At 68.4% G+C, this 25,269-nt stretch carries 36 protein-coding genes; 16 read left to right on the forward strand and 20 right to left on the reverse strand.

The window, feature by feature from the left end; all coding sequences use genetic code 11:
• Nucleotides 1-207 precede the first annotated feature (207 nt).
• From ald to ACIA6A_RS37060, 4 genes are all read left to right on the forward strand, one after another.
• Nucleotides 208-1,323 carry an alanine dehydrogenase gene (gene ald, locus ACIA6A_RS37045; protein WP_396102736.1) on the forward strand — a complete coding sequence of 372 codons (1,116 nt, stop codon included), beginning with the start codon at nt 208-210 and terminating at the stop codon, nt 1,321-1,323.
• Nucleotides 1,324-1,337: 14 nt separating this feature from the next.
• Nucleotides 1,338-2,240 carry a site-specific tyrosine recombinase XerD gene (locus ACIA6A_RS37050; RefSeq protein ID WP_396102897.1) on the forward strand — a complete coding sequence of 301 codons (903 nt, stop codon included), beginning with the start codon at nt 1,338-1,340 and terminating at the stop codon, nt 2,238-2,240.
• 112 nt (nt 2,241-2,352) lie between these two features.
• Entirely contained in the window at nt 2,353-3,285 is a 933-nt protein-coding gene (locus ACIA6A_RS37055) for a ParA family protein (RefSeq protein WP_396102737.1), read from the forward strand.
• Between the two features lie 4 nt (nt 3,286-3,289).
• Nucleotides 3,290-3,964 (forward strand): hypothetical protein, encoded by a 675-nt coding sequence (locus ACIA6A_RS37060; RefSeq protein ID WP_396102738.1) that lies wholly within the window; start codon nt 3,290-3,292, stop codon nt 3,962-3,964.
• Nucleotides 3,965-3,980: 16 nt separating this feature from the next.
• Here ACIA6A_RS37060 and ACIA6A_RS37065 read toward each other — a convergent pair whose 3' ends face one another.
• Together ACIA6A_RS37065 and ACIA6A_RS37070 are read right to left on the reverse strand one after the other, a co-directional pair.
• Nucleotides 3,981-4,583, reverse strand: coding sequence for a hypothetical protein (locus ACIA6A_RS37065; protein ID WP_396102740.1), 603 nt, complete (start codon nt 4,581-4,583; stop codon nt 3,981-3,983).
• Nucleotides 4,573-5,271, reverse strand: coding sequence for a sigma factor-like helix-turn-helix DNA-binding protein (locus ACIA6A_RS37070; RefSeq protein ID WP_396102741.1), 699 nt, complete (start codon nt 5,269-5,271; stop codon nt 4,573-4,575). The genes ACIA6A_RS37065 and ACIA6A_RS37070 overlap by 11 nt, the downstream gene beginning before the upstream one ends.
• A 61-nt stretch (nt 5,272-5,332) precedes the next feature.
• On the opposite strand from ACIA6A_RS37070, the gene ACIA6A_RS37075 reads away from it, so the two are divergent.
• Nucleotides 5,333-5,791 (forward strand): hypothetical protein, encoded by a 459-nt coding sequence (locus tag ACIA6A_RS37075; protein ID WP_396102742.1) that lies wholly within the window; start codon nt 5,333-5,335, stop codon nt 5,789-5,791.
• Here the strand turns inward: ACIA6A_RS37075 and ACIA6A_RS37080 are convergent.
• The 8 genes from ACIA6A_RS37080 to ACIA6A_RS37115 all read right to left on the reverse strand — a co-directional run bounded on the left by ACIA6A_RS37080 (nt 5,773) and on the right by ACIA6A_RS37115 (nt 9,559).
• On the reverse strand, nt 5,773-5,997 hold the full coding sequence (locus ACIA6A_RS37080) for a DUF6924 domain-containing protein (RefSeq protein WP_396102743.1): 225 nt from the start codon (nt 5,995-5,997) through the stop codon (nt 5,773-5,775). The two genes, ACIA6A_RS37075 and ACIA6A_RS37080, sit on opposite strands and share 19 nt — an antisense overlap.
• A gap of 71 nt (nt 5,998-6,068) precedes the next feature.
• Nucleotides 6,069-6,959: an NmrA family NAD(P)-binding protein gene (locus ACIA6A_RS37085; protein ID WP_396102744.1), complete on the reverse strand. Its 891-nt coding sequence runs from the start codon at nt 6,957-6,959 to the stop codon at nt 6,069-6,071.
• A gap of 59 nt (nt 6,960-7,018) precedes the next feature.
• The gene (locus tag ACIA6A_RS37090; RefSeq protein ID WP_396102745.1) at nt 7,019-7,450 is read right to left on the reverse strand and encodes a MarR family winged helix-turn-helix transcriptional regulator; all 432 of its coding nucleotides are present in this window, start codon (nt 7,448-7,450) and stop codon (nt 7,019-7,021) included.
• Between the two features lie 119 nt (nt 7,451-7,569).
• Nucleotides 7,570-7,926: a nuclear transport factor 2 family protein gene (locus ACIA6A_RS37095; RefSeq protein ID WP_396102746.1), complete on the reverse strand. Its 357-nt coding sequence runs from the start codon at nt 7,924-7,926 to the stop codon at nt 7,570-7,572.
• Nucleotides 7,923-8,375: an SRPBCC domain-containing protein gene (locus ACIA6A_RS37100; protein WP_396102747.1), complete on the reverse strand. Its 453-nt coding sequence runs from the start codon at nt 8,373-8,375 to the stop codon at nt 7,923-7,925. Before ACIA6A_RS37100 ends, ACIA6A_RS37095 begins: the two co-directional genes overlap by 4 nt.
• Nucleotides 8,372-8,719: an ArsR/SmtB family transcription factor gene (locus tag ACIA6A_RS37105; protein WP_396102748.1), complete on the reverse strand. Its 348-nt coding sequence runs from the start codon at nt 8,717-8,719 to the stop codon at nt 8,372-8,374. Before ACIA6A_RS37105 ends, ACIA6A_RS37100 begins: the two co-directional genes overlap by 4 nt.
• A gap of 53 nt (nt 8,720-8,772) precedes the next feature.
• Complete coding sequence (locus ACIA6A_RS37110) at nt 8,773-9,258, reverse strand: hypothetical protein (RefSeq protein ID WP_396102749.1); 486 nt, start codon at nt 9,256-9,258, stop codon at nt 8,773-8,775.
• A 106-nt stretch (nt 9,259-9,364) separates the two neighbouring features.
• Complete coding sequence (locus ACIA6A_RS37115; RefSeq protein WP_396102750.1) at nt 9,365-9,559, reverse strand: hypothetical protein; 195 nt, start codon at nt 9,557-9,559, stop codon at nt 9,365-9,367.
• Nucleotides 9,560-10,056: 497 nt separating this feature from the next.
• On the opposite strand from ACIA6A_RS37115, the gene ACIA6A_RS37120 reads away from it, so the two are divergent.
• Complete coding sequence (locus tag ACIA6A_RS37120) at nt 10,057-10,464, forward strand: hypothetical protein (protein ID WP_396102751.1); 408 nt, start codon at nt 10,057-10,059, stop codon at nt 10,462-10,464.
• Between the two features lie 172 nt (nt 10,465-10,636).
• Nucleotides 10,637-11,125, forward strand: coding sequence for a hypothetical protein (locus ACIA6A_RS37125; protein WP_396102905.1), 489 nt, complete (start codon nt 10,637-10,639; stop codon nt 11,123-11,125).
• On the opposite strand, the gene ACIA6A_RS37130 is transcribed toward ACIA6A_RS37125, so the two are convergent.
• Nucleotides 11,045-11,353 carry an AzlD domain-containing protein gene (locus ACIA6A_RS37130; RefSeq protein ID WP_396102752.1) on the reverse strand — a complete coding sequence of 103 codons (309 nt, stop codon included), beginning with the start codon at nt 11,351-11,353 and terminating at the stop codon, nt 11,045-11,047. The two genes, ACIA6A_RS37125 and ACIA6A_RS37130, sit on opposite strands and share 81 nt — an antisense overlap.
• Nucleotides 11,350-12,048, reverse strand: a complete 699-nt coding sequence (locus ACIA6A_RS37135; protein WP_396102753.1) for an AzlC family ABC transporter permease — start codon at nt 12,046-12,048, stop codon at nt 11,350-11,352. Before ACIA6A_RS37135 ends, ACIA6A_RS37130 begins: the two co-directional genes overlap by 4 nt.
• Nucleotides 12,049-12,102: 54 nt before the next feature.
• Between ACIA6A_RS37135 and ACIA6A_RS37140 the strand changes: the two genes are divergently transcribed.
• The 5 genes from ACIA6A_RS37140 (at nt 12,103) to ACIA6A_RS37160 (ending at nt 17,691) form a co-directional block, all read left to right on the forward strand.
• Nucleotides 12,103-12,687: a CGNR zinc finger domain-containing protein gene (locus tag ACIA6A_RS37140; RefSeq protein ID WP_396102754.1), complete on the forward strand. Its 585-nt coding sequence runs from the start codon at nt 12,103-12,105 to the stop codon at nt 12,685-12,687.
• Between the two features lie 336 nt (nt 12,688-13,023).
• Nucleotides 13,024-13,785 (forward strand): TnsA-like heteromeric transposase endonuclease subunit, encoded by a 762-nt coding sequence (locus tag ACIA6A_RS37145; protein ID WP_396102755.1) that lies wholly within the window; start codon nt 13,024-13,026, stop codon nt 13,783-13,785.
• Complete coding sequence (locus ACIA6A_RS37150) at nt 13,782-15,626, forward strand: Mu transposase C-terminal domain-containing protein (RefSeq protein ID WP_396102756.1); 1,845 nt, start codon at nt 13,782-13,784, stop codon at nt 15,624-15,626. The genes ACIA6A_RS37145 and ACIA6A_RS37150 overlap by 4 nt, the downstream gene beginning before the upstream one ends.
• A gap of 38 nt (nt 15,627-15,664) precedes the next feature.
• The gene (locus tag ACIA6A_RS37155) at nt 15,665-16,675 is read left to right on the forward strand and encodes an AAA family ATPase (protein ID WP_396102757.1); all 1,011 of its coding nucleotides are present in this window, start codon (nt 15,665-15,667) and stop codon (nt 16,673-16,675) included.
• Entirely contained in the window at nt 16,672-17,691 is a 1,020-nt protein-coding gene (locus ACIA6A_RS37160; RefSeq protein WP_396102758.1) for a hypothetical protein, read from the forward strand. The genes ACIA6A_RS37155 and ACIA6A_RS37160 overlap by 4 nt, the downstream gene beginning before the upstream one ends.
• A 40-nt stretch (nt 17,692-17,731) precedes the next feature.
• On the opposite strand, the gene ACIA6A_RS37165 is transcribed toward ACIA6A_RS37160, so the two are convergent.
• Nucleotides 17,732-18,280 carry an NUDIX domain-containing protein gene (locus ACIA6A_RS37165; protein WP_396102759.1) on the reverse strand — a complete coding sequence of 183 codons (549 nt, stop codon included), beginning with the start codon at nt 18,278-18,280 and terminating at the stop codon, nt 17,732-17,734.
• Nucleotides 18,281-18,485: 205 nt separating this feature from the next.
• On the opposite strand from ACIA6A_RS37165, the gene ACIA6A_RS37170 reads away from it, so the two are divergent.
• Nucleotides 18,486-18,980 carry a DinB family protein gene (locus ACIA6A_RS37170; RefSeq protein WP_396102760.1) on the forward strand — a complete coding sequence of 165 codons (495 nt, stop codon included), beginning with the start codon at nt 18,486-18,488 and terminating at the stop codon, nt 18,978-18,980.
• On the opposite strand, the gene ACIA6A_RS37175 is transcribed toward ACIA6A_RS37170, so the two are convergent.
• From ACIA6A_RS37175 to ACIA6A_RS37190, 4 genes are all read right to left on the reverse strand, one after another.
• The gene (locus ACIA6A_RS37175) at nt 18,967-19,776 is read right to left on the reverse strand and encodes a DUF5984 family protein (protein ID WP_396102761.1); all 810 of its coding nucleotides are present in this window, start codon (nt 19,774-19,776) and stop codon (nt 18,967-18,969) included. The two genes, ACIA6A_RS37170 and ACIA6A_RS37175, sit on opposite strands and share 14 nt — an antisense overlap.
• A gap of 16 nt (nt 19,777-19,792) precedes the next feature.
• A complete protein-coding gene (locus tag ACIA6A_RS37180; protein ID WP_396102762.1) occupies nt 19,793-20,089 on the reverse strand; it encodes a hypothetical protein in 297 nt (98 codons plus the stop codon).
• The gene (locus ACIA6A_RS37185) at nt 20,089-20,409 is read right to left on the reverse strand and encodes a hypothetical protein (RefSeq protein WP_396102763.1); all 321 of its coding nucleotides are present in this window, start codon (nt 20,407-20,409) and stop codon (nt 20,089-20,091) included. Before ACIA6A_RS37185 ends, ACIA6A_RS37180 begins: the two co-directional genes overlap by 1 nt.
• Nucleotides 20,410-20,534: 125 nt before the next feature.
• Nucleotides 20,535-21,098, reverse strand: coding sequence for a TetR/AcrR family transcriptional regulator (locus ACIA6A_RS37190; protein WP_396102765.1), 564 nt, complete (start codon nt 21,096-21,098; stop codon nt 20,535-20,537).
• Nucleotides 21,099-21,194: 96 nt separating this feature from the next.
• Between ACIA6A_RS37190 and ACIA6A_RS37195 the strand changes: the two genes are divergently transcribed.
• Entirely contained in the window at nt 21,195-22,151 is a 957-nt protein-coding gene (locus ACIA6A_RS37195) for an SDR family oxidoreductase (protein ID WP_396102766.1), read from the forward strand.
• A 2-nt stretch (nt 22,152-22,153) separates the two neighbouring features.
• Here the strand turns inward: ACIA6A_RS37195 and ACIA6A_RS37200 are convergent, their stop codons facing one another.
• The 3 genes from ACIA6A_RS37200 to ACIA6A_RS37210 all read right to left on the reverse strand — a co-directional run bounded on the left by ACIA6A_RS37200 (nt 22,154) and on the right by ACIA6A_RS37210 (nt 23,838).
• Nucleotides 22,154-22,438 (reverse strand): hypothetical protein, encoded by a 285-nt coding sequence (locus ACIA6A_RS37200; protein WP_396102767.1) that lies wholly within the window; start codon nt 22,436-22,438, stop codon nt 22,154-22,156.
• 122 nt (nt 22,439-22,560) lie between these two features.
• Nucleotides 22,561-23,142: a TetR/AcrR family transcriptional regulator gene (locus ACIA6A_RS37205; RefSeq protein ID WP_396102768.1), complete on the reverse strand. Its 582-nt coding sequence runs from the start codon at nt 23,140-23,142 to the stop codon at nt 22,561-22,563.
• Nucleotides 23,143-23,151: 9 nt separating this feature from the next.
• Nucleotides 23,152-23,838 (reverse strand): type 1 glutamine amidotransferase domain-containing protein, encoded by a 687-nt coding sequence (locus tag ACIA6A_RS37210; RefSeq protein ID WP_396102769.1) that lies wholly within the window; start codon nt 23,836-23,838, stop codon nt 23,152-23,154.
• 102 nt (nt 23,839-23,940) lie between these two features.
• Between ACIA6A_RS37210 and ACIA6A_RS37215 the strand changes: the two genes are divergently transcribed.
• Together ACIA6A_RS37215 and ACIA6A_RS37220 are read left to right on the forward strand one after the other, a co-directional pair.
• A complete protein-coding gene (locus tag ACIA6A_RS37215) occupies nt 23,941-24,504 on the forward strand; it encodes an isochorismatase family protein (RefSeq protein WP_396102770.1) in 564 nt (187 codons plus the stop codon).
• A 4-nt stretch (nt 24,505-24,508) separates the two neighbouring features.
• The gene (locus ACIA6A_RS37220; RefSeq protein ID WP_396102771.1) at nt 24,509-25,261 is read left to right on the forward strand and encodes a class I SAM-dependent methyltransferase; all 753 of its coding nucleotides are present in this window, start codon (nt 24,509-24,511) and stop codon (nt 25,259-25,261) included.
• Nucleotides 25,262-25,269 lie beyond the last annotated feature (8 nt).

The raw sequence follows: 25,269 nt of genomic DNA on the forward strand, positions 1-25,269 counted from the left end.
GTCAACGGATCGGCGTGTGCAGGAAGTTTGCAGTCAGCGCGGGTGCCGGCGGACCGCGTAGCCGGGGAGCGGTTCGCCGAAGAGCGTGCGCACGGTGTCGTCTCCAGATCTTGATCGGCGGGTAACCGATCGGCAGTATCGTCCATTAGGTGGGACGGTAGTCTCCGACAGAACCTCGCCTCTGCCCCCGAAAGGACGGTGTCGGCTGTGCGGGTCGGCATTCCGAGCGAAGTCAAGAACAACGAGTTCCGGGTGGCCATCACCCCGGCCGGGGTCTACGAGTTCCGGCGCAACGGCCACGACGTCGTCGTGCAGGCCGGAGCGGGTGCCGGGTCGTCGATCACCGATGAGGACTATGTGGCCGCCGGGGCGACGATCGTCGCGGGCGCGGACGACGTGTGGGCCGGCGCCGACCTGGTGCTGAAGGTCAAGGAGCCGATCGCCGAGGAATACTCGCGGATGCGCGAGGGGCAGGTGCTGTTCACCTACCTGCACCTGGCCGCGTCGAAGGAGTGCACGGACGCGCTGGTGGATCGCAAGGTCACCGGGATCGCGTACGAGACGGTCGAGCTGCCGGACCGGTCGCTGCCGCTGCTGGCCCCGATGTCCGAGGTCGCGGGCCGGCTCGCGCCGCAGGTCGGCTCGTACCATCTGATGCGCTCCGGTGGTGGCCGTGGCGTGCTGATGGGTGGTGTGCCGGGGGTCTATGCGGCGAAGGTCGTCGTGATCGGTGCCGGGGTCTCCGGGATGAACGCGGCCGCGATCGCGCTGGGGATGCAGGCCGAGGTGCTGGTGCTGGACAAGAACATCGCCCGGCTGCGGGCCGCCGACGCGGACTACCGTGGTCATCTGCAGACGATCGCCTCCAACGCGTACGAGATCGAGAAGGCCGTGATCGACGCCGACCTGGTGATCGGCGCGGTGCTGGTGCCGGGTGCGAAGGCGCCGAACCTGATCTCCAACGAGCTGGTGTCGCGGATGAAGCCGGGCAGCGTGCTCGTCGACATCGCGATCGACCAGGGTGGATGCTTCGAGGATTCGCGGCCGACCACGCACGCGGACCCGGTCTATCCGGTGCACCGGTCGATGTTCTACTGCGTGGCGAACATGCCCGGGGCGGTGCCGCACACCAGCACGTACGCGCTGACGAACGTCACCCTGCCGTATGCGCTGGAGCTGGCGAACCGGGGCTGGCGGGAGGCGATCAAGGCGGATCCGGCGCTTGCCCTGGGGCTCAACACCCATGACGGGCACGTGGTCTACGGGCCGGTCGCGGACGCGCACGGGATGACGGCGGTCCCGCTCGCCGAGGTGCTCAGCTGACGCTCGCCACGGTGGTGCGGACCTATCTCGACCACCTGACGGTCGAGCGTGGTCTGTCACGCAACACGCTCTCCTCGTACCGTCGGGATCTGGATCGGTATGTGGAGTCCTTGACCGCGGCCGGTGTCGCTGAGCTGGCCGCGGTCACCCGGGCGGATCTGACCCGGCACCTGATGGAGTTGCGGGAAGGAACAACGGACCATCCGGCATTGTCGGCCGCGTCGGCGGCGCGGGCTGTTTCAGCGGTACGGGGTCTGCACCGTTTCGCCGTCCGTGAGGGCCTCGTCGGGGCCGACGTGAGTCGTGAGGTGAAGCCGCCGCCGACCCCGAAACGGCTCCCGAAGGCCCTGGACGTGGACCAGGTGACCCGGTTGCTGTCCTCGGTCACCGGCGACGAGCCGCTGGCACTGCGGGACCGGGCGTTGCTGGAGTTCCTGTACGGGACCGGGGCGCGGATCTCCGAGGCGGTCGGCCTGGCGATCGACGACCTGGACGAGGCGCTGGTCACGCTGCACGGCAAGGGTGGGCGGACCCGGATCGTGCCGCTGGGTTCGTACGCGCGCTCCGCACTGGACGCGTACCTGGTGCGAGGTCGTCCGCCGCTGGTCACGGCGGGCAGGGGCACCCCGGCGGTGTTCCTGAACGCGCGTGGGGGAGCGCTGTCGCGGCAGAGCGCGTGGACGATCCTGCACCGGGCCGCGCAGACGGTGGGTCTGCCGGCCGACGGCCCGCGGGCGGTGTCGCCGCACACCCTGCGCCATTCGTACGCCACCCATCTGCTCGACGGCGGGGCCGACGTCCGGGTCGTGCAGGAGCTGCTGGGTCACGCGTCGGTGACCACGACGCAGGTGTATACGTTGGTGACAGTGGAGCGGTTGCGGGAGGTCTACGCCACCGCACACCCCCGCGCTCGTTAACGGGTGGGTACCAGTGCACGACACGCCGAACGGGTGACCCCGGATGGGCGGTCTTCGTGGCGTACAGTCGGGCATCGGCTCCGGATTGCGGGTCGAGAGGGGGCTAGAGGACATGGCTGGGAACGGCGAACGCGCGGAGGCCTGGACCTCGGCCCTGAGGGAGCAGCAGAATTCCCTCGACCTGGGCGCCGACCTGGGTCCGGCGGATCCGACTGCGTACACCATGCGCAGGCCGATCCCCGAACCGATGCCGAAGGACCGGCACGGACCCGCGCGGATCATCGCGCTGGCCAACCAGAAGGGCGGCGTGGGTAAGACCACCACGACCATCAACCTGGGTGCGGCCCTCGCCGAGTACGGCCGCAAGGTCCTGCTCGTCGACTTCGACCCGCAGGGCGCGTGCTCCGTGGGCCTCGGTGTCAACCCGCACAACCTCGACCTGAGCATCTACAACCTGCTCATGCAGGACGACGTCAGCGCCGAGGACGTCATCATCAAGACCGACGTCGCCGGCCTGCACCTGCTGCCCGCCAACATCGACCTGTCCGCGGCCGAGATCCAGCTGGTCAACGAGGTCGCCCGGGAGATGGCCCTCGCCCGGGTGCTGCGCACGGTGCGCAAGGAATACGACTTCATCCTGATCGACTGCCAGCCGTCGCTGGGCCTGCTCGCGATCAACGCGCTGACCATCGCGCACGGCGTGCTCATCCCGCTGGAGTGCGAGTTCTTCAGCCTGCGCGGTGTCGCGCTGCTGCTCGACACCATCGACAAGGTCCGCGAGCGCCTCAACTTCGACCTCGAGCTCGAGGGCATCCTCGCGACCATGTACGACTCCCGCACCACCCACTGCCGGCAGGTCCTGCAGCGGGTGGTCGAGGCGTTCGGTGACAAGGTCTACCAGACCGTCATCACCAAGACGGTGAAGTTCCCTGAGTCCACGGTGGCCGGCGCGCCGATCACCAGCCTCGACCCGGCATCGTCCGGGGCCCGGAACTACCGGCAGCTCGCCCGTGAGGTCATCGCCGCACAGGCGGAGCGGAGCTAGCCCGTTGCTGTTCGCCCTCGGTGAGCCGGTCGCGTTCATCGCGCTCGTGCTCTCGTTCCTGCTGGCCCTGGTGCTGCGCGCGGTGGCGATCCGGGTGTCCGCGCGTTCCCTCGGCCTGGTCCACGGCAACGAGTCGATCAGCCCCCGCCTGCGTGAGGACGTCGACCCGTTCGGCGCGGTGGCCGCCGCCATCGGCGGCATGGGCTGGGGAAAGACCATCTCGGTGGACGAGATCCCGCGCTTTCGCGGCCGGGGCCGCGCCGCCGCGGTCTTCCTGTCCGGCCCGCTGGTCACGATCGTCGCGGCCCAGTTCTTCTTTGTGGCGTACGCGCTGACGACCACCCAGAACGTGCTGAGTTTCCTGAGCCCGTCGGATCTGCTGCGCGGCCTCAGCCTGCCGGTCACCGACCAGGTGCTGCTGTCGTTCGGCGCGGGCCTGCTCACGTTCGGCCTGCTGGCGCTGATCCCGATCCCGCCGCTCGACGGTTTCGGCGTGATGTGGTCGGCGGTGCGCCGGCCCGGTGCCGGCCTGCAGTGGATGCGGCTCTGGTTCGAGGAGAAGAACATCGGGGTCCTGCTCCTGCTGGTCTTCTGCTTCTTCCCCCTGGCCCGCCCGATCCTGCTGCTCATCCTCGACGTCCTGGGCCTGCTGTTCATCCGCCTCTGGGGCAACGTCTGACCCGCAGATTCTGGTGTCATGTGGTGTCGCCGTCGAACGGCGTCATGATCGATACCTGATCACCATCAGCGAGGTTGGCTGTCGATGTCAGTTCCACGGTGTCCGTGCCGGCCGATCCGGTGACCGCTGCCCGGCCGATGGTGATGGCACCGAGGTGGTCGCCCTGCTGCGACGGGTCTGCCACCAGGACCCGGTTGCCCTGGTTGATCTCCATCTTCTCCCCGGCCGGGATGCGTTCCATGAGAAGCTTTCCGCCGGTGCCGCGGACGGACCCGGGCGAACTGGTGACCACGTCGATCGTGGCCCGGCTGCGGCTGGGGTCGATCGTTGTCACCCGTCCGACCAGGCCTTCCGCGACGACGGCGAGCTGACCCGGCCGCACTGCCCGGTTCGCCGGGAATACCACCACGATCTGCTGGTCACTGCGCTTGACGACGTCGCCGCGCACGCCTTGCGCGTCAGTCGCGGACGGGAGCGCCCGGACGATGAAACGCCCCGTGGCGGTGAGGGGGCCCGGCCTGAGTTCCTGATCGACCGTGGTGGTCGAGATCTGCACTGTGGTGACGCCGGGCATGGCGACGGCAATGGCGTAGGTGTCCCAGAAGGCGTCACCCGCCACGTCGGCCGGTCCGCTCAACCGAGAGCTGACCAGACTGACCACCGGGGTCGTGACCGGGTCGGGCACCGGTCGATCGGCGCGCAGCCGCAAGGCGCCGCCGGCGGTCGCGTCGCCGGTGAAGAACGCCAGCCGTGCTGCCTTCTGCCTGTGGAGCCGGGCCGACCGCGACCACCCGGAACGTCGTCACCAGGATCGCCAGGCACACCGCGGCCGCCGCTGCCCCGGTGACCCGTCGCCGGGCCCGTAGCCGGCGTGCTCGCCGCAGAATCCGATCCTCGTAGCCTCCGGACGGATTGACGTGCTCGACCAGCTCGGCCAGCCCATCGTGCAATTCGGTAGGACTAGGCACATCGCACCTCGTGTTCAGCCGCCGCGTCGGCGTGGACCCACCGTGTGCGCAAGGTCTGCAGGCCCGGGAGGAAAGACTTTTGACCGTGCCCACCGAGCAGTCCAGAACCTTGGCCGTGTCCTGCTCCGACAGATCCTCGTAATAGCGCAGCACGACCGCGGAGCGCTGTCGTGCTGACAACCCGTCCAGGGCGCGGCGTAGCCAGTCGCGCTGATCCACCATGACGTACTCGTCTCGTGTCCGGCCCTCGGCCTTTCCCTGATCGCCGCACAACAGGCAGGCCGTCCGCAGCAGCGAGCCGTATCTCGCCCGGACGAAGGCCGTCACCCAGAAATTCATGCTGATCAACTCTTGCTGGCCTCGGCACGCCATGTGGCCGGAGGAAGGACACAATCGGTGGATGATCAGTAATGAGATCGGCTTCGACTGCCGGCAACGCGGCGACGACGGGCCACTGGAGGTCATCGCGTGCATCGACGGAGCACCGCTGACCGAGCTGATCGACAAATTCGAGATCGCGGCCAGGATGCAGCCCGCAGGCGACTGCTACGGCGGGTTGATCCCCGAGTTCTACCGATTCGGCCCCATGGCGGACCACTTCCGTGGACAGTCCACCGCCGCACCGGGATCGAAGACGCCCGTGCTCGGCTGCGAATGCGGCGAGTGGGGATGCTGGCCGCTCGTGACCACCATTACCGTGACCGATGACCAGGTGATCTGGGACGCGTTCGAACAACCTCACCGCAAAGCGCGCGACTACTCGGGATTCGGCCCGTTCCGGTTCGAGCGCCGCCGGTACGACGAAGCCCTGGCAACCCTGACGGCGGCGGAAGCCTTGCGTCAGTCGAAGCCTCGGTAGGTTCCGGTCTCGTCGGCGGCAGCATCGATGTCGACGAGTTGCTGGATCGTCACCCCGGCGTAGGTGGTGTCGCTGACGACGGTGGCCATCCGGTAATCGCCGACGCTGCTCAGGATCTCTGTGAACGCTTCCCAACGACGGTCGTCATCGAAGTCCGTGCGAAGGACCAGCGAGGTCAGGTCATCGGATGGAGGCAACGGCGGCATGGAAAGATCATCCAGAGGTACGGGCCGGCGCAGTGAGCTGATTCGGCAGGCCGTTCATCACGGCCGGAGGCTCAGGAGCCAGCCACGTCTGTGGGCGCGGTCCAGCCGGTGGACCGGATCCACTCGGCCAGGTCCAGGGTGGCCGGCTCGATCGAGCGCACCACCTCGAGGTCCGACGGGGATCCCGCCGCCTCCGCGAACTGGCGGAACATCGCCCGGTCAAGGTCGCTGGGGAGCACGCTCAACGGGAGGGCCTCGTACCGTGCCGGGAGCCCGGCGCGCGCGCCGAACGCCGCGGCGATCTGGGGGCCGGTCAGCTCGTCGCCGACGAGCTCGACGACTCCGCCGGGGGCCTCCGCGGTGTCGAGCAGGAGTGCGGCGGTGACCCGGCCGATGTCCCTGATCGAGATCATCTTCAGGGCGACGTCCGCCGGCAGCGGCAGCCTCAGCACGATCTCCCCATGCTCCAGGCTCGGTGCCATCACGCTCGCGAAGTTCTCCATGAAGGCGGTCGCGCGCACCATCGAGGCCCGCAGGCCGGATTTCCTCAGGTGCTCCTCGATCCAGTGCTTCGAGTCGTGGTGCGGCACACCCGACTCCCGGTCCGCGCCGAAGACCGAGTTGAACACGACGTGCGGGACGTGTGCCGCGACCGCCGCGTCGACGAGCGCGGTGCCGATGCGGATCTCCGCCTCGACCTCGTCGAGGTTGTTCGCCTCCGGGCTCATGAAGGAGAACGCCTCGACCGCCGTCAGCGCGGCGGCCAGCGACGCCGGGTCGTCGGCCCGGACGGCCGCCAGTTCGACGCCGCGGGCGGCCAGCGCCTGAGCCCTGCCGGACCGCGGGTCGCGGACCAGGGCCCGTACCCGCGCCTTGTGGTCCAGCAGTGCGTCGACCACCGCCCCGCCCTGGTGTCCCGTCGCGCCGAAGACGGCGATCGTGCCGGTCGTCTGTGTGCTCATTGCTGTCACCCTTCACTAGTTCATGGCATGAACGAAACTAGTTCATGCCATGAACTACGTCAAGGTTGGTTCGAGGCAGGTGAGGAGAGGTCCGAGGTATCCACGATGGCGGTGGCTACCCGCTCGAAGTCACGCTGGTCGTCGGCGTCGAGGTTCCCCGCGATCTCGGGCAGGCGCTTGGTGATCTCGGCGTAGAACGCCTCGGCGAGCACCTTCCCCGTGGGTGTCGCACTGAGCATGACGACCCGCCGGTCCTGCGCCGAGCCCGCCCGGCCGACCAGTTCACGCCGCGCGGTGCGATCGACCAGCTGGCTCAAGGCGTTCTTGGTCATACTCAGCGACGCGGCGAGGTCAGCCATCTGCCGTGGCTCGTTCCTGACCGCGCAGAGCAGCGTGGCCTGCGAGGGGGTCAGGTCGAACTCGGCGCAGATCTGCGCATACTTGCGTTGGATCACGACCGAGAGCCAGAAGAGCTTGTCGCCATAGTCCACGCCGGCCTCCCCGTCCGATGACGAACGATCAGCCTACTCGTCGCGGGCCGCCGACCACCCTCGCAACGGTCCCCGCCCGGATCAGCGACATCGAGGTGACCCGGAACGGCCTGCACACGTCATGGCAACGGGACGACGTAGGAGTCGACCCGGGCGATGAGGCCGTCGCGGAAGGTGAACAGGTCGTTGAAGGCGAAGCGGAACGGCCCGTGCTCGGTGCTGACGCCGCTGCCCTCGCCGGTGCTGACGACCACGGATCCGTCCTCGTAGACGCGCTGGACGTCGAGGTCCGGGCTGCCGGTGAACGCCGGGTTCTCGATCTCGCCGTCGAACTCGGTTTTTCCCTGGGTGGTCCGGTGGCCGTGGATGACCCAGGCCACATCGTCGGTGAGGGTGGCGAGGATCATCGGGTGATCGCCGGCCCGGAAGCCGTCGAAATACCGGGCGACAAGGTCGCGCTGAGCGGTCTGTGTCACGGGTTTCTCCGTTCTGGCTGGGTGAGGTGTGCAACGAGGGCGTCGATGATCGACGTGAGCCCCTCGGCGGCCCGGGCGGTGCGCAACTCGGCGGGAAGCCGCCGCTGATGGATCGTGAGGTCGGTGCCGTCGCCGGCGGCCCGGAGGGTGACCGTGGTGCGGAGCCCGGTGACCGGCTCGTCGAACACCAGCTCGTACGGGGCCGCGACGCTCACGTACACGAACCGCAGTCGCCGGGTCGCACCGTCCGGAGCGCGGGTGTCGAGCGCGAACTCCCCACCGGCGCGCAGGTCGACGGTCACCGACCCGGGCGGGACGGTGACATGCGAACCGCCCCAGAACGCGGCGATGCCCGTCGCCGAGGTGAACGCGGTCCAGACCCTGGCAGTGTCCGCGGGGAGGTGCCGCCGGGCGATGAGCTCGTCGCCGTGCAGATCCGCCCGGGTCACCGCGGTGCCGCGTCGTCGGTGAGGTGCTGCTCCAGCAGGTCGAGCCGGTCGTGCCAGGCCTGGCGCTGGTCTTCGATCCACGTGCTCAGCACCGCGAGCTGATCGACGTTCAGCCGGCAGGGTCGCCGGGTGCCTTCCCGGCGCTGCTCGACCAGGCCGCACCGGCGCAGGACGCCGATGTGGTGGGAGATCGCCTGCTGGGTGAGGTCGAACGGTTCGGCGAGCTCGCCCACCGTGGCGTCACTGTGGGCGAGGCGCATCACCAGGGCGCGGCGGACCGGGTCACCGAGGGCCGCGAAGGCGATGTCGAGATCGGGGCCGGGTGGCGCGAGGGAGGCGGGCATGCCGACACCCTATTGCAAACGGAGCTTTGCACAAACAAGTGCTTGTGGATTCGTCACGACCCCTGACGGTCGTACCAGCTGGGCGTCCACTGCGAGGTCAGGAGGACCTCGATGCTGAACGGTGCGAAATCGTTGGTGCTGTCGCGAACGGTCAGGCCGTCCGACATCAGGATGTCGGTCATGACGGGAAGCATTCTTTCGATGACGAGGAGGTAGTGGCGGGCTGCCGGCTCCTCGTCCCCGACGTTCATGGCCTGCCGGAACGCTTCCTCCAGCACGTGGTCGGTACGCCAGCTGACGCGGACCGGAGCATGGCAGTCCGCCAGTGGGTCAGCCGTCACCTCGGCCCCGGATCCGCCCAGATGCAGGAACATGCCGGGCACCACGACGCCAAGCCCGGCGGCCGCGAGAGAGCTACGGACGGCATCCGCCAGATGCTCCCGGCGGACCATCTCGTCGTGCGGCACCAACTCGATCATGCTGTTCAGAGTGCCAGCCGACGCGCGGTTCCCGTGCGCCATGACCGATTCCGGCACCATGTGACCATGGTCGATGCCGCCGGCCTGACCTGCGAGCACGACGGCCCGATCACCCGGATCGTCGGATGGCAGGTGGGAGGCATTCGGGCGCCCCGCGCCGCCGGCGTCACCGGAGCCGCAGGTCAGTGCCGCCGAGGATCTGCGCCGCATCGCCGGCTTCCTGACCGCGGTGCTGGGCCACGACTGCACCTGGGTCGCGGCTGACCTCGCCGCCCGGGTGTCCGCCGAACCCGGCCAGATCGCCATCCGGGTCGCCGAGGCCGACGACCGGATCGTCTACACGGCCATCGCGGTCCGCCACCCCGGCACCGACTTCGTCGCCCTGCTCGGCGGCACCACGCTGCCGGGCTGGCGGGGACGCGGTCGCTACCGCGCGATGCTGGCCTTCCGCGCAGGGAGGCGGTCACCTGTGGCCTCCGGCTGCTGCACGTCGACGCGTCCGCGGCCAGCGCCCCCATCCTGCGCCGGTGCGTCGTCCACTTGGTTTTATTCACGAGTCCGGGCACCAAATGCCGTTGGGTTTCGGCACCACAGAGATGTGGCCCAACTCGATGTTCGCGAGTTTGGGCCCCACCCCAGCGAGACCTACTCACGCGTCGTCGGGCGGCCTATCGTTCACGCACGGTGACGCGGGCCTGAGACAGTGCGCCTGTCCGCGGCAGAATAATGCGCGGCGCGGGCGTTGCGCCTGCTGGTATGCGCGCTGTACGTGGGTCGTGCGCGGATGGGATCCCTAGCGGCTGTCGGCGCTGCCATGATCGGGCGGATGCGGACCGGTTCAGATGGCGAGGAGACCAGTTGCGACGCTACAGCTGCCGATGCGGGAAGAAGCGGTATCGAGATGAGCAGGCCGCTCTGAACGCGGCGGCTCGCGACCAGGACACGTACGGGGAGGAGGTTGCGGTTTATCGCTGCCCGGGCGGGCTGGCCTGGCATCTGAGCGCGCACGGGTTCACGCCGGAGGCTCTGCCGACGGTGGGGCGGCGGCTCGCGTACGCGCTGCTGAAGGGCGGCGTGATCAGTCTGGACGATTTCGCGCGGCCGCATCGCGTCCGGCAGTGCGCTCGACAAATGATCGGGCTGAGGTTGGCGCTGCCCACGGATGACGACGGGCTGCGGGCAGGCGATTGTAGGGGGCTGAGCCGGGTGGTGCAGATCGGACTGGACGGCTACGCGGAGGAGCAGTCACGCCCACCTGCGACGTAACCAGACTTATTCAGAGTTGTTGCACACCACAACCCCAGAACCTCGATCTGCCACCCGCCCTGAGCCCAAGGTCGGATGGCGGCCGCCGCGCGATCGGCGGCATGAGAGGACATTGCGCCGGCATGCGCGAGATCGTGGTCTACCGTGATGCCGTGGTTGCAAGGCGCCGAGAGTGACCATGGCAGCCGAGCCTGCGTGGCCGCTCACGAAATTGTCGGCGCTCTGGCTCGGACGGCGTTTGGCGGTCGAGGTGCCCGCGACGGACCCCGGACGGCGTGCTTTCGTCGACGTCACGCCGCGCGCGGTCGAAGGAGACGCACACGCCCGCCGCGAGGGATGGACTTACTGGAGCGATGCCCGATCCTTCCGGATCGAGCACTGGGAGTACGACGCCGGCCTGCTCGACGGGTTCGACTACGACATCGGTTCGACGCTTCTTCGCAGTGCCGACGCAGCCAACGAGTTGGATCTGTTGACCGTTCTGGGGGAGTGGCGCGCGAATCGCGGCAAATCAGTGCGCATGTGCCCATACCTGGATGGGACACTGCTGATGCCCACTTGGCCGGTCAATGACAGACGCTCACAAGAGTGCCCGCATCGCTGCGGTACCTATGACGGCCCCGAGGATGCAGATCAGATGCGGTCGTCCCGCAAGTCGTAGCCCTACCGCCGTGGCCAGTCCCGGCAGGACGGTCAGGTCGAGGCTCGTCCATTGGGCTCCGAGTATGTCGACGGCGAGCAGTCCGGCTAGTAGTGCTGCCGGTAGAGCTTCGACGAGCGACTGCGTGTGTGGCGGGAATTGCTGATCGCCGAGGACGGCTGGTCCGGCCGCCTTGAAGGCGATGTTGACGACCGCGAGCGTTAATACGGCAATGATCATCGTGGTCATCGAGCAGGCTCCTGCCGTGGGCTGGTCCGATACACAAGCGTGAGCAGCACCGTGGTCGATGCGAGGAGCAATGCGATCCCGGTCGGCAGGAACCGGCAGGTAACCCCGGCAACAACGGCCGCGGCGACCGCCACGGGCACAATGCGTGGTCGGCTGGTCAGCGTATCGATAAGTAAGACCAGAAAGAGGCCGGGGAACACCAGGTCAATCCCGGTGGCATGGATCAGCGACGTGGACGGCACAGCAAGCGCGCCGATCGCGGTGCCGCTCACCCATGCGGGCCACTGAACCAGGGTGGCCGCAATCATCTTCCGGCGGTCCAGCGTGCCGTCAACGCGCTGGGCGGCGACCCAGGAACCGTCGACGACCGCCTGCCCTTCCAGGGCGCGCTGCCACCGGCTGCCGTGCAGGTAGCGGGCGGTGGACGCCGCCATCGGCACGAATCGCAGGTTCATCAGACTGGCGCTCAGTAGCGCGGGCACAACGCCGCCGCCGGCCAGCGCGGTGACGAGCGCGAACTGGGCCGAGCCGGAGAAGACCAGCAGCGACATCGCGATCGTCAGCGCGGCCGGCCAGCCGTGAGTGACGGCGAACGCGCCGAAGCTCACGGCGAGGAGAAACGACCCGGCGGCCAGACCGGCACCGACGGTGAGGCCCGCCCGCCAGCCGCCGTCAGTCGTCTCGAGTGATGTCATGACCTGAACATACATGCTCTAATGGCATTTAGACCATGCGGTACTCTCGTCACCATGACGTATTCGTGGAGCCGGATCGGTGGTCACCTCGCCCTGGATCTGTGCAACACCGTGTCGTGGCGGCTGGACCCGGCGCGCACGATCGACCGCGTTCCTGATCTAGGGACCGCTTCGGAATGGTTCCATCAGCTGACCGGTATCGAGCCCTTCACCGATCACACCACCGTCGCTACGGTGCATCGCCTCCGCGCGGCGACCACCCGCATACTCGACGCACATCTGGACGCCATCACACCCGACTCTCAAAACGTCGCTACGGTGGTGACCGCCTGGCGCGACGCTCTAGGCGTCGCGGACGTGGCACCAGCCCTGCCCCTCGCTGCCACGTCGGCGGAAGTCGGCACGCACCTCGCACTAGCAATCGCCGACCTACTCGGCCACGATCGACCGGAACTGCGCCGGTGCGACGGCGACGGCTGTGGATGGCTCTTCCTGGACACCACCCGCAACCACAGCCGACGCTGGTGCGACCCGGCCGACTGCGGCAATCGCGCCCGGGTGCGCGCATACACGAAGCGGCTGCAGGCAGCGCATCCGGCAGGAAGCCGGGGACAGCACCCGACCGCCACCGCCCACTGATTACGGCATTCATTCGATACCGGGATCACCTAGTCAGGAGTAAAAATCGCACGCACTCTCATCGGCAGATCAGCGCATCCACGCTCAGAGCGGCTTCATGATCGCCTGCACGCAGCGTGAACGGGTCCGCGGTGGACCGTCGGCGCAACTAGGCGCTCAAGACCCGTATGTGGTGCCGGTTCTCGCGAACATCCGGTGCCCAAAATCGCGAACGAAGCCATCCACCAGATCACCAGTGTCCTTTGCCATCAAGGTGTGTCCCTCGTGCCAGCGAACTTTGTCCCCGTGAGGGTTTGTGCCATCGAACTCTGTCCGCTGGTTTGAGACGATCGGCCTGTGAGCGTGCAGGTCGAAGCTGGCGGAGATGACTTCGGTGCGACGGACTTCGAGATCGAGTTCGTCGACGCGGCGGGGTCTCGCTGTCGTGGCTCGTTGGCGCAGAGCTGGGCGGTGGCATTCGAGGAGGCGCCGCCGATCCGCGGTTTCGGTTGGTCACGGGGACAGAAGCACTTCCCGGGCTGGTGGTGGTCGGCGACCACTGACCGACATGTGGGATTTGAGTCCTGGGTGGAACGCGATCACGCGATGCGGCTGGACTTCGACCGTGACGTGGTGGCGTTCTCGTCGCAGCCGTTCTGGCTGTATTGGCAGGTCGGGACACGGTGGCGGCGCCACGCGCCGGACTTCTTCGCCCGGCTGATCGACGGCGGCGGGGTCGTGGTCGATGTCCGCCCGGACGACCGGATCCCGAACAAGGACGCCCAGGCGTTCGCGGTGACCGCTCGAGCTTGCGATGGAGTCGGCTGGGCGTTCCGCCGGCTCGGCGTCATGGATCCGGTGTTCGCGGCGAATCTGCGCTGGTTATCGCGGTATCGGCACCCGCGCCACGGCGCCCGGACCGACATCGTCGACCAGTTGGTGCAGGCGTTCGCGTCTCCGACGCCGCTGATGGCCGGAGCCGCTCGAGTGGGTGACTCGGTCGTGGTGTTACCGGCGTTGTTTCACCTGCTCTGGCAGCAGATCCTGGCCGCCGATCTCGACGCTGCCGTGTTAGCCGGCTCGTCCATCGTCCGCACGGCGTCCTGGAGCCGACCGTGAGCGTGTTACCTGCTTACGGGTTGCTGGACACTGTTCCGGCACCGGTGTTGCAGGAGGCGTTGTGGTGGGAGCAGCACATCTTGGAGGTGCTGACCGGAGTTCGTCCCGAGCAGGCTCGCCGCCCGCAGTTCGAGCCGCAGTATAGGAGCTTGGCCGAGCGGGAGGCGGCGAAGGCCGCCGAGCTGGCCGCGGCCGGGCGGAAGGTTACTGCTCGCAGCGTCCGGGGCCGCCGGCAGCGCTATCAAACGGATGGGTTGCTCGGCTTGGTGGACCGGCGGGCGATGCGCCCGGCCTCGGCGTCCGGCCGGGTCGATGCGCAGGTCGTGACCGCGATGCGGACAGCGATCGCGGAAGCATCGGACACCTCGACCCGGACTGCCGGGTTCGTGCTCTGGCGGACCCGGCAGCTGCTGGAGCATGCAGAGGGCTGGTCAGGGCCGATGCCGTCGCAGCGGACGCTCTATCGGTTGTTCGCCCGGCTGTCGCAGGGTCGGCAGACGACCGGCACGGCCCGCGCGCGCCGATCGCTGGCGGCCCGCCCAGAAACAGCGTTCTCGCAGGTCGACGTGGTCGCGCCAGGCGAGGTGATGCAGATCGACTCGACCCCGTTAGACGTGATGGTGCTGCTGGACGAGGGCGTGAGCGCCCGAGTGGAGCTGACCGCGCTGGTCGACATCGCCACGCGGTCGATCACCGCAGCGGTGTTACGGCCGTCGACCAAGGCGGTCGACGCGTCGGTGTTGCTGGCCCGGTCGGTGACCGCCGAGCCGATGCGTCCCGGCTGGAGCGACGCGCTGCGGATGGCGGCCTCGGTGCTGCCGCACCAGCGGCTGCTCGACATCGACGCCCGGCTGCAGCACGCGGCGGCCCGACCGGTGATCGTCCCGGAGACCATCGTCTGCGACCACGGCAAGGCGTTCATCTCCCACACGTTCCGGGCGTCCTGCCGGTTCCTGGGCATCAACCTGCAGCCGGCCCGCAAGGCAACCCCGACCGACAAACCGCACGTCGAACGGACGATCTCGTCGGTGGGCACGCTGTTCGCCCAATATCTGGCTGGCTACGTCGGCCGCGGGGTCGAGCACCGCGGCCGCGACATCGGCGAAGGCAGACTCTGGAAGCTGCGGGAAGTGCAGGACCTGCTCGACGAATGGATCGTCACGGTCTGGCAGAACCGGCCCCACGACGGGCTCCGGGATCCGGTGGCACCGGGCCGGGCGTTCACCCCGAACGAGAAATACGCGACGCTGCTCGAGGTCGCCGGCTACACGCCGGTCGCGTTGACCGCCGACGACTACGTCGAGTTGCTGCCCGCGAAGTGGCAGGCGATCACCGCCTCCGGGGTCCGGGTCGGCCGGCGCACCTACGACGGCGACGTCCTGGACCGGCTGCGCGGGCAACCGTCCGGGATCACCGCCAAGAACAACAAGTGGGAGATCCACTACGACCCTTACGACGTCTCGCGGGTCTGGATCCGCAACCACCCCACATCCGGGTGGATCATGCTGTTCTGGAAGCACCTGCGGCAGGCGCCGATCCCGTTCGGTGAGCTGGCCTGGGACCACGTCCGGCGCGGTCTTCCCGACGGCACCGAGGAAGAACTCGCCGCGGCCACGCAGAGCTTGCTGGCCCGGGCACACGCCGGCGCGGCCACCCCCAGGGACCGGCGGGTCCAAGCCAAGACCTACGCGACCAGGTCCGCCACGGCCGCCTCGGCTGACGAGCCGCTGAGCCCGCCGGAGGTCACCGATCCCGTCGATCAGCCCGGCGAACAGCTGCGGGAACCGGTCGTTCCGCTGGAGGTCTTCGATCCCTTCGCCGAAGCCCTGAAGCCATGGTGACCGGCCCCGGCGTCAGCCCCGCAGCACAGTGGAGGCAGGTGATCGAGACCGCCGATGATCACCGGCACCTGAGCACCCTGCCAGGGTGGCGGCGGTTCACCAGTGAACCGGTCACCGCACCGGACCTGCTGCCACGGCAGCGTTTCAGCAGCCTCGACGACGCGGTCCGGGCCGACTACAACGAACTACGCCTCGACTACCACACCCGCCTCGCTGCGGTTGCCACCTCGACGCTGCGGCATGTGATCACCACCGGCCGACGGCTGACCCTGCTCAACCGGCACGCAGTCTCCGCCCGGCGAGGGCTCATCCTGTCCGGGTCGGCAGGCACCGGCAAGACCACCGCGATCACCCAGTTCGGAAAAACCCACCAAGCCATCGACGCCGCCCGCCACCCTGGCCTGACCGACCGGATCCCGGTCCTCTATGTCACCGTCCCGCCCGCGGCGACGCCGCGCATGGTCGCCGCCGAGTTCGCCCGGTTCCTGGGCCTGCCGATCACCAGCCGGGCGAACATCACCGACATCATCGAAGCCGTCTGCGGCGTCGCCGTCGATGCCCGGGTCAGCGTCGTGGCCGTCGACGAGATCCACAACCTCGCCCTGAGCACCCGCAACGGTGCCGACGTCTCCGACACCCTCAAATACTTCTCCGAACGGATCCCGGCGACTTTCCTCTACGCGGGCATCGACGTCGAGAAAGCCGGCCTGTTCTCCGGTGTTCGCGGCAGCCAGATCGCCGGCCGTTTCACCATGATCCCGACCAGCCCGTTCCCTCGCACCGCCGAGTGGACCAGCCTGATCGCCACCATCGAGAACGCCCTGCGGTTGCAACATCATCGGACCGACACCCTGGTCGGACTCGCCGACTACCTGCACCAGCGCACCGCGGGCATGATCGGCAGCCTGTCCCACCTGATCCGCGGCGCCGCCCTGGACGCCATCCTCACCGGCACCGAGAAGATCACCAAGAAGCTGCTCGACGCCGTCGACCTCGACCACGCCGCCCAGAATCACGCCCGGCACCCGAATGCCGCACACCGGTCATGACCAGCGACCAACTACTGCCGCTACCCCGGCAGGTTCGGCCGTCAGCCGACGAGACAGCCGAACGCTTCGTCCACCGCCTCGCCGAGGCCAACCACCTGCGACCCAGCTACCTACGTCAGCTACTCACCACACCGCCGAACTCGCTCGGGTCGATCCAGCTAGACAAACTGGCCATGCTGGCTGGCCGGAACCCTGTCAACGTCGTCCGGGCCCTTCCCGAGTTGGCTCCCCGAACCCGCACACCTGGCCGGACCCGCGAGAACGAAGCACGGAAGACCCTGAACGAGCAGCGCAAACGCGAACGGTTCGCGGCAATCCGCTACGAAGCCCGGCTCGGCATGTCCATCCGCGCTCTCGCCACCAAGCACCACGTCAGCCGCCGCACCGTCGGCAAAGCCCTGCAATCCGAGATCCCGCCGTCCCGCAAGAAGATCGACCGGCAGCCGACGGTTCTGCTCGGACTCCGCCAGCACATCGACGCGATGCTGGAAGCGAGCCCGGGAATCACTGCCGCCGCGATCTGGCAGCGGCTGCACGACGAACACGACGCCACACCGTCCTACCCCGCCGTCCGCACCTACATCACCACCCGCCGAACGCCCCGGCCCCAACCGCCAAGACTCATCGATGAACCGCCGACCGTCCCGGCCACCGGCCAATCCGCCAACGCTCCACCCACGGCCGCCACGGAAGAAGCCACCGTCCGGCTCCTGCATCTGGCGTTCCTCGAAATCCGCTTCCTGACGGCCATCACCCACGACGACCAATCGACCAAGGCCGTCGACCAACGACGCGAACGCGCCAACGAGATCGCCGACATCTGCCACGACCTGACCTCATGGCTCGGCCCTCACCGCCGCGACGGCCTGGCCGACCGCCTCCGTCACCAGTGGCGCTCCGCCAGCACCCGCCAACGCCGCTGGCTGCAATCCCGCTTCGACCAACTCGGCTACGACCACCGCTGGCTCACCGACCTCGCGCCCGAGCCGCCAGGCCCGCTGGCCCCTGCCAGTTGAAGTGAAGCACTGCCGGAGTCGGAGGCAGGCACGCGCAGGGCTATGAAGCCGAGAAGGTGCCCGACGACAGTTGGAGCTGGAAAAGAGTCAGTGCCGCAAGCGATGGCGCATCCACGATCTGCCCCGAACGGATCATCCTGGCGATCTCCTGATCGGTGAATGCTCGATGGATCATGTCCTGCTCACTTGCCTCCCGATCAGGCTCGCCCTCCGCGAGTCCTTCCGCGAGATAGACGTCGAAGCCCTGGGTCGAGAAGCCATAAGCCTCGAACAGATGGCCCAGATGCGCGAGGGACGCAGCCCGCAGGCCGGCTTCCTCGGCGAGCTCCCGACGGGCGAGTGCGGCTTGGTCCCCGCTACCGCCACGGCCCCAACTGCCCTGGGGGAACTCCCACGCACGCCGCCCAACCGGGTATCGGAACTGCTCCACCAGCCAGAAGCCATCCCGCCAGCGGGGCATCACCAGCGCGAAGTCAGGCTTCTCCACCACGCCGAAGATGCCGGGACTTCCGTCCGGGCGGCGGATCTCGTCCTCTCGGACGACCATCCAGGGGTTCTGATACACAACACGACTATTGACCCGTTCCATCACGTGATCATCCCAGCATGCGGCAACAGCCCGAACCGCGCCGCTGATCGCGCCAAGCCGCCGGAAGGAAGCCGACGAACAAAGTTGACTGGCACAAACCCCAGCTGGCGCATTCTTCAGTGGCACGGACAAACTTCATTGGCAAAGGACAACCAGGCCCACGCACTACCCATGCACGCGGCGCTGGACCCGTAGGGTCCTGTCCATGCTCGAGTCACAGCGCGAACGCGTTCCGTTCAACGACGACAACGAGACCGACACGGCACTGGCGTTTCTGTCCTTCAGCCGGTCCTGCGTCCTGAAGAAGCTGGAAGGCCTGGACGAGGAGCAGCTGCGCCGGCGCCTGGTGGTGTCCGATACGACGCTGCTCGGGCTCGTCCAGCACCTGACCGGCGCCGAGCGGTACTGGTTCGGGTACACCGTGGCCGGCGACCCGCAGTATGCCGAGGCCGACTTGGGTATGACGGTCGCTGAGGATCGGACCGCTGATCAGGTCGTTGCCGACTACCGCGCCGCGACGGCCGCCAGCGACGAGTGCATCCGCGCGGCACGTGACCTCGACGTCCGTACCGCCCGGTCGGTGGACGCGGAGCCTCGTACGCTTCGCTGGGTTCTGGCGCACATGACCGGCGAAACCGCCCGCCATGCCGGACATGCCGACATCCTCCGTGAACTCATCGACGGCGTCACCGGCCGTTGATCGTGGGGCGGCTGTCCGCTGCCGCAGCCACTGGCGGGCACGCCGGTGGCCAGGAGCTGAGTTCGGCCGCGCCGGCGCGCACCTTGGTCCAGTCGACATCGCGGCGTACGGCCAGACGCCGCTCGAGCCAGTGGCTGCGCTGCGTGTGTTCCGCCCGCAATTGCTGGAGATCCAGCTCGACGCCTGGCGGCGGCCCGCTGCGTTCCAGTTCAGCGACTCGATCCTGCATCGCCGCGAGGAAACGCCGATCGAAGTCGTCGAGAGCTGCGAAGAGTTCTGCGGTCGGCACGGTGACATCCAGCCGCTCGGTGACCGCGAACGTACCCTGCTGCCGTGGCGCGGCCTGCTGGCTCAGCGTGACCATGTCCGAGCCGTTGCCGGCATGCCGCCAGCAGCTCAGATGCGGCGCGTCCGTCAGGTAACCCAGGTCGAGGGCGTAGTCGCTCTGCACCTCGAACGCGGCGTCCACGTCCTCCCCGATATCGTCGGCCTCGGGGAATTCCCGCGGCGAGAACGTCCCATCGACAAAGGGGATCAGGTCCTCGGGCACGGGTTCTTGCAACGCCCAGCGCAGAACAACGAGGTCTTCCCACAGCCGCGCGACGTAATAGTCCGGGTACGGGCGCTCGAGTTCCCAGGTGCGGACAGCTTCGTCGCTGTAACGCAGGAACTCGCCGTCCTGGGCACGTATCCAGTACCAGCCACTGGTCAACCCGAACCAGTGCAACCTCGGGTGGTCGCCTCCCCAGGCCGGCACCTCGGCCAGAGGCAGAAGCTCGAACTCAACCCTGAACATCGACCACCTCGAACAGTCATGAACCAGCGATCAGGCGATCAGCGACCCGCCCGCGGGATGTCGGCGATGACCGCTCATTGTCACGTGCACCGGTGACGTCGGCGGAGGCCAGCCACATGCCGGATTCGCGAGTCCGGCGGGCGCGGATCTCGCGGTGCCGGTCCTGCCACCGGAAAGCCTGCAGGAAGCACTCGGGAAACACCAGGAGGTCGACCTCCTCGGCCACCGCCCGTTCGGCGAAGTGCCGCACGACTTCTACCGCGGCGTCGACATTCCCGAGGATCTCCGGCGTCTGGCAAACCCCGATCCGCATCACCCGGCGCTATCGGCGAGGTCGAGAGCAGCGAGCCGGTTGAGAATGCCGATGAGGTGCGCCAGGTCGTGCCACGCCGAGATCGGGGGATCGGGGTGGTCTGCGAGTATGTCGCGCATCGACCGGACATCGTCGCTCAACTGGCCGACGGTCGGCTGCGGCACGTCGGCACCGAACGAGAACGCTGCCCAGGGAACGATGGTCCAGTAGAAGTCAGCGCCCAGTTCGACGACTGACCCTTGCTGCCTCTCGATCTCATCAAGTGACCGAGTCAAGGCTCGCCGTAGGTCTGCCAACGACAGGACAGTTTCGCTGCTCACGGCCGTAGCGTGGCAGACAGCCCCGAGTTCGTCTCGGGATTTTCGGCACGGTCGGGCCGCTTCGGGGCTGGTCGGCTCGCTGTCGCGTGGGTCGACGAAACAGGCTCGGTGCGCGGTGAAGGCACCTAGCCCAGCTCGTCGCGCAGGCGGTCGCGGGTCTGGGTCATGAACCAGGCGAAGTCCTGTGCTGTTCCGGGTGCGTCGGTCCATTCGCGGAACGCGGTGGTGAAGGCAGCGGCGCCGACCTGGGCGACGAGGGTGGCAGACAGGTCCTCGGCGCCGCGGTCGCGCAGGACGCCGGCGAGCGCGACTGTCAGGGACTCCATTTTGATCAGTTCGCGTTCGCGTAGCTCCATGGAGGAGGTGACGACGCGCTGGCGCTGACGGGCGGCGTCGCCGTAGTTCGTGAGGATCGTGCCGGCGTGGGTCAGGGCCGCCATGACCGCGTCGATGGGCTTCGCCGTGTCCGGGGCCTTCTTCAGGGCTTCGACGACCTCGTGCTCGAAGTCGGCCGCGCCGGCGAACAGGACTTCGCGTTTGTCGGCGAAGTAGCGGAAGAACGAGCGTTTCTTGAGTCCGGCGTGTTCGGCGATCTCGGCGACGGTGACCTGGTCGTAGCCGCGTTCGAAGATCAGCTGCATCGCGGACTGATACAGCCGGTTGTCGGCATCGGGACCCCATCGCGCCATGACGTCGATCCTAATGTGTCGACACCTGGTGTCATCACTGCTACGGTCGTCCATGAAGACACCTGGTGTCATCACTCTTCTTGGAGGCTTACGACCATGCGCGTTTTCGTCACCGGGGCCAGCGGTTTCATCGGCTCCGCGATCGTCGCGGAACTCATCCGCCACGACCACCAGGTCATCGGCCTGGTCCGCTCATCCGCGGCCGCCGAGCAGGTGCGGGCCCTCGGGGCGACCCCGCACCTGGGCAGCATCGAGGACCTCGACAGCATCCGGGCCGGCGCCGCCCGGGCCGAGGGCGCGATCCACACCGCGTTCTTCCACAAGTTCACCCACGCAAGCCTGCGCACCCGGCTGCGCGTCATTCTCGGCGGCGACCCCCGCGCCACCCCGGCCCGCTTCATGGGCGCGATGCTCAAAGCAGACCGCACAACCATCGAGACGATCGGTACGGAACTCAGCGGCCCCGACCGTCCGCTGGTGGCCGCGTTCGGCACCCTCGCGCTCGCGCCCGGACGTCTCGGCACCGAGGACGACGAGCCCGATCCCACCGCGGCCGGCGGCGCGCGTGGCGCCACCGAACGCACCATGCTCGATCTCGCGTCCCGGGGCATCCGCAGCTCGGTCGTCCGGCTCGCCCCGACCGTGCACGGCGACGGTGACCAGGGCTTCATCGCGCAGATGGTCGCCGCCGCCCGCAAGCACGGTGTGGCCAGTTATGCCGGTGACGGCCGTAACCGCTGGCCGGCGGTGCACCGCCTCGACGCGGCGCGGTTGTTCGTCCAGGCGCTGGAGAAGGGGGAGGCGGGAGCCCGCTACCACGGGGTCGCGGAAGAGGGCATCCCGCTCATCGACACCGTCACCGCCGTCGGCCGGCGCGCGGGGGTGCCCGCCGCGAGCGCGAGCCCGAAAGAGCTTCAGGCCCGGCTCGGTTTCATGGCACCGTTCCTCGGCGCCGACAACATCGCGTCCAGCGCGCTGACCCGCTCACGCCTGGGCTGGGAACCGGTGGAGCGCACCCTGCTCGACGACATCGAGCACGGCACGTACGGCTAGTCTCAGCAGTCGACGGTCTTCGAGAAGGCCACCGGCCCCCAGGTGCCGTTGTTCTGCTTCACCCGCAGGATCGCCTTGTTCTTGATGATCGAGAATCCGCAGTACAGCTTGTTCGTCCGCAGGTGCACGTATCCCGGCGCGGCGCGCAGGGTGAGGGTCTGGGTGCCGCTGCCCCACGACTTCGTGGCGCCCTGCTGCCAGCCCCACTGCGTCGTGATCGTCACCTTCGAGCCGTGGTTGTTGCCGAAGTAGTACCGGGCGTCGTAGTTGCCGTCGGCGGTCTTCACGGCGCAGACCTTGTAGTTGATGCTGACCCGGGCGACCTTCTCGGCGCCGCAGCCGGTGACGGCCGACGATGCATCGACGCGGCTGTCCAGGTCAGTGCCCGGACGTGCCCGATCACACCTCGCTAGGTGAGGCGGAGGATCTGCCGGGTCAGGGCCGTCGCGCCGTCCATCGACCCCGGACTGCGATGGATCTTGGCAATGACGCTGGCGCCGAGCCACAGCTCGTACAAGGCCTGAGCTGTGGCCCGGGGGTTGTCCTGGGCGGGCAGGGAACCGTCGCCGGCGCCGCCGGTCAGAGCCTGCTCCAGGCGGTCGACGATGCCGGTCGTGCCCGCTTTCAGGGCCAGGCGCATGGGCTCTGACAGGTCGGCGACCTCGGCGCCGAGCTTGACCGCCAGGCACCGCCCCTGACAGTCGTCCAGGCTCTGGGTGTCGCGCCACGACGCCCAGTAGGTCATCAGGCGGGTCGCCCAGTCCTGGCCCTCGGCGCTCATCATCCGGTCCATGTCGGCCAGGTAGTGCTCGAAGTAGCGTTCCATCACCGCTTCGCCGAACGCGTCCTTCGACGCGAAGTAGTGGTAGAACGATCCCTTCGGGACACCGACGCTGGCCAGCACCTCGTTGATGCCGACCGCCGCGTACCCCTTGCCGGAGAAGATCCGCTCAGCGGCCTCGAGCAGGGCGGTACGGGTGTCACGGGTCATGGCCGGAGCCTACCGGCGCTCATCCACGAGCTTCACCAGTGCGTCGGCGGCGTCCGCGGACGAGGCCGGGTTCTGCCCGGTGATGAGCAGGCCGTCCCGCACGACGTACGGCGCCCAGTCCGTACCCTTCGAGTAGTTGCCGCCCTTGGCCTTGAGCTCGTCCTCGACGAGGAACGGGACGATGTCGGTGAGCTGCACCCCGTCCTCCTCGGTGTTGGTGAACCCGGTGACGTTCTTGCCCTGGACCAGCGGCGTTCCGTCCTCGTTCGTGACGTGGCGCAGCACGCCGGGGGCGTGGCAGACCAGCGCGACGGGCTTGCCGGCCCGCAGGGTGTCCTCGATGATCCGGATCGAGTCCTTGTCCTCCGCGAGGTCCCACAGCGGGCCGTGGCCGCCCGGGTAGAAGACGGTGTCGTAGTCGTTCACGTCGATCGAGGAGAGCACCACGGTCGAGGCCAGTGCGGCGGTCGCCTGCGCATCCGCCTCGAAGCGGCGGGTCTGGTCGGTCTGGCTCGCCGGCTCGTTGCTCTTCGGGTCGAGCGGCGGCTGTCCGCCCTTCGGGGACGCGAGGGTGATCTGCGCCCCGGCGTCCTGGAAGCGGTAGTACGGCGCGGCCAGCTCCTCCAGCCAGAAGCCCGTGGGGCGGCCGGTGTCGCCGAGCTGGTCGTGGGAGGTGAGAACGATCAGAACCTTCATGGAGAACCCCTTCATTGTGGTGTCGTCGGCAACGCTAGACGACCGGTCTAATCTTTGCCAGTCTGGCCGAGAATGTCACAGGGGGCACCTAAGGTCTTCTCCATGAGCACGCTCGCCAACCGTCCGAACGCCGCCCTTCTCGTGATCGACGTCCAGAACGGCGTCGTCCAGCAGGCCCACGACCGCGACGCCATCGTGGGCACCATCGCCACGCTCGTCGGCAAGGCCCGTACCGCCGGCACCGACGTCATCTGGGTCCAGCACAGCAGCGACGAGCTGCCCCGCGACAGCGACACCTGGCAGTTCGCCCCCGAGCTCGCCCCCCGCGCCGGCGAAGCGCTGATCCACAAGCGCTACGGCGACTCCTTCGAGGACACCGAGCTGGAGCAGGTCCTCGCCGAGCGCGGCGTGGGCAGTCTGTTCGTCTCCGGAGCCCAGACCGACGCGTGCATCCGCTCCACGCTGCACGGTGCGATCGCCCGCGGCTACGACGCCACCCTGGTCGCCGACGCCCACACCACCGAGGACCTCTCCGCGTACGGCGCACCGCCGCCCGGCCAGGTCATCGCCCACACCAACCTGTACTGGCACCACCACGACGCCCCCGGCCGCAACGCCACCACCGTCACCACCGCCGACGTCGACTTCACCCGCCACGGCGCCTGAGCCGGTGACCCTCGACAGCGTGTACTTCGACGGCTGGTACACGGACATGGCCGCCGCACCCACCCGCGACGCGATCCTCGCCCGCGCCATGGGCATGCCGGCCGAGCTGCAGGACGCAGGTGCCCTCCTCTGGCAGGGCCTCGCCGAGGTGACCGCGGCCCTGCGCCTGACGCCGGGCGACCTGCTGGCCGACATCGCCTGCGGGCGCGGCGGATACGGCATCGGGGTCGCCCAGAGCTCCGGCGCCCACCTGATCGGCGTGGACTTCTCCGCCGTGGCCGTGCACCAGGCGACAGCCAACAGCGCCCGCCTGCTGCCCGCCGGGAGGGCCACGTTCCAGACCGGCACCCTGCTCGAAACCGGCCTGCCCACCGGCAGCGTCGACGCGCTGATGTGCGTGGACGCGGTGCAGTTCGGTGAGCCGCCACTCGCCGCGCTGACCGAGTTCCGCCGCCTCCTGAAACCCGGCGGCCGGCTCGCCGTGACCTGCTGGGAAGCGGTCGACCCGGCAGACGAGCAGGTCCCGTCCCGGATCCACGCGGTGGACCTGCGGCGAGACCTGACCAAGGCCGGTTTCGCCGACGTGCAGGTGCGCGAGATGCCCACCTGGCGTCAGGCCGAGCGGGAGATGTGGGAAGCAGCGGTGGCCGCCCCCGACGCCGACGCGGCGATGCGGGCTCTGCAGGCCGAGGGGCGTCGGTCACTGGACACCTTCGACGCGATGCGCCGGGTGTTCGCGACCGGCACCGCACCCTGATCGGCGGC

The sequence above is a fragment of the Actinoplanes sp. NPDC051494 genome, assembly GCF_044454705.1.
In the GTDB taxonomy this organism is placed as follows: Bacteria; Actinomycetota; Actinomycetes; order Mycobacteriales; family Micromonosporaceae; genus Actinoplanes.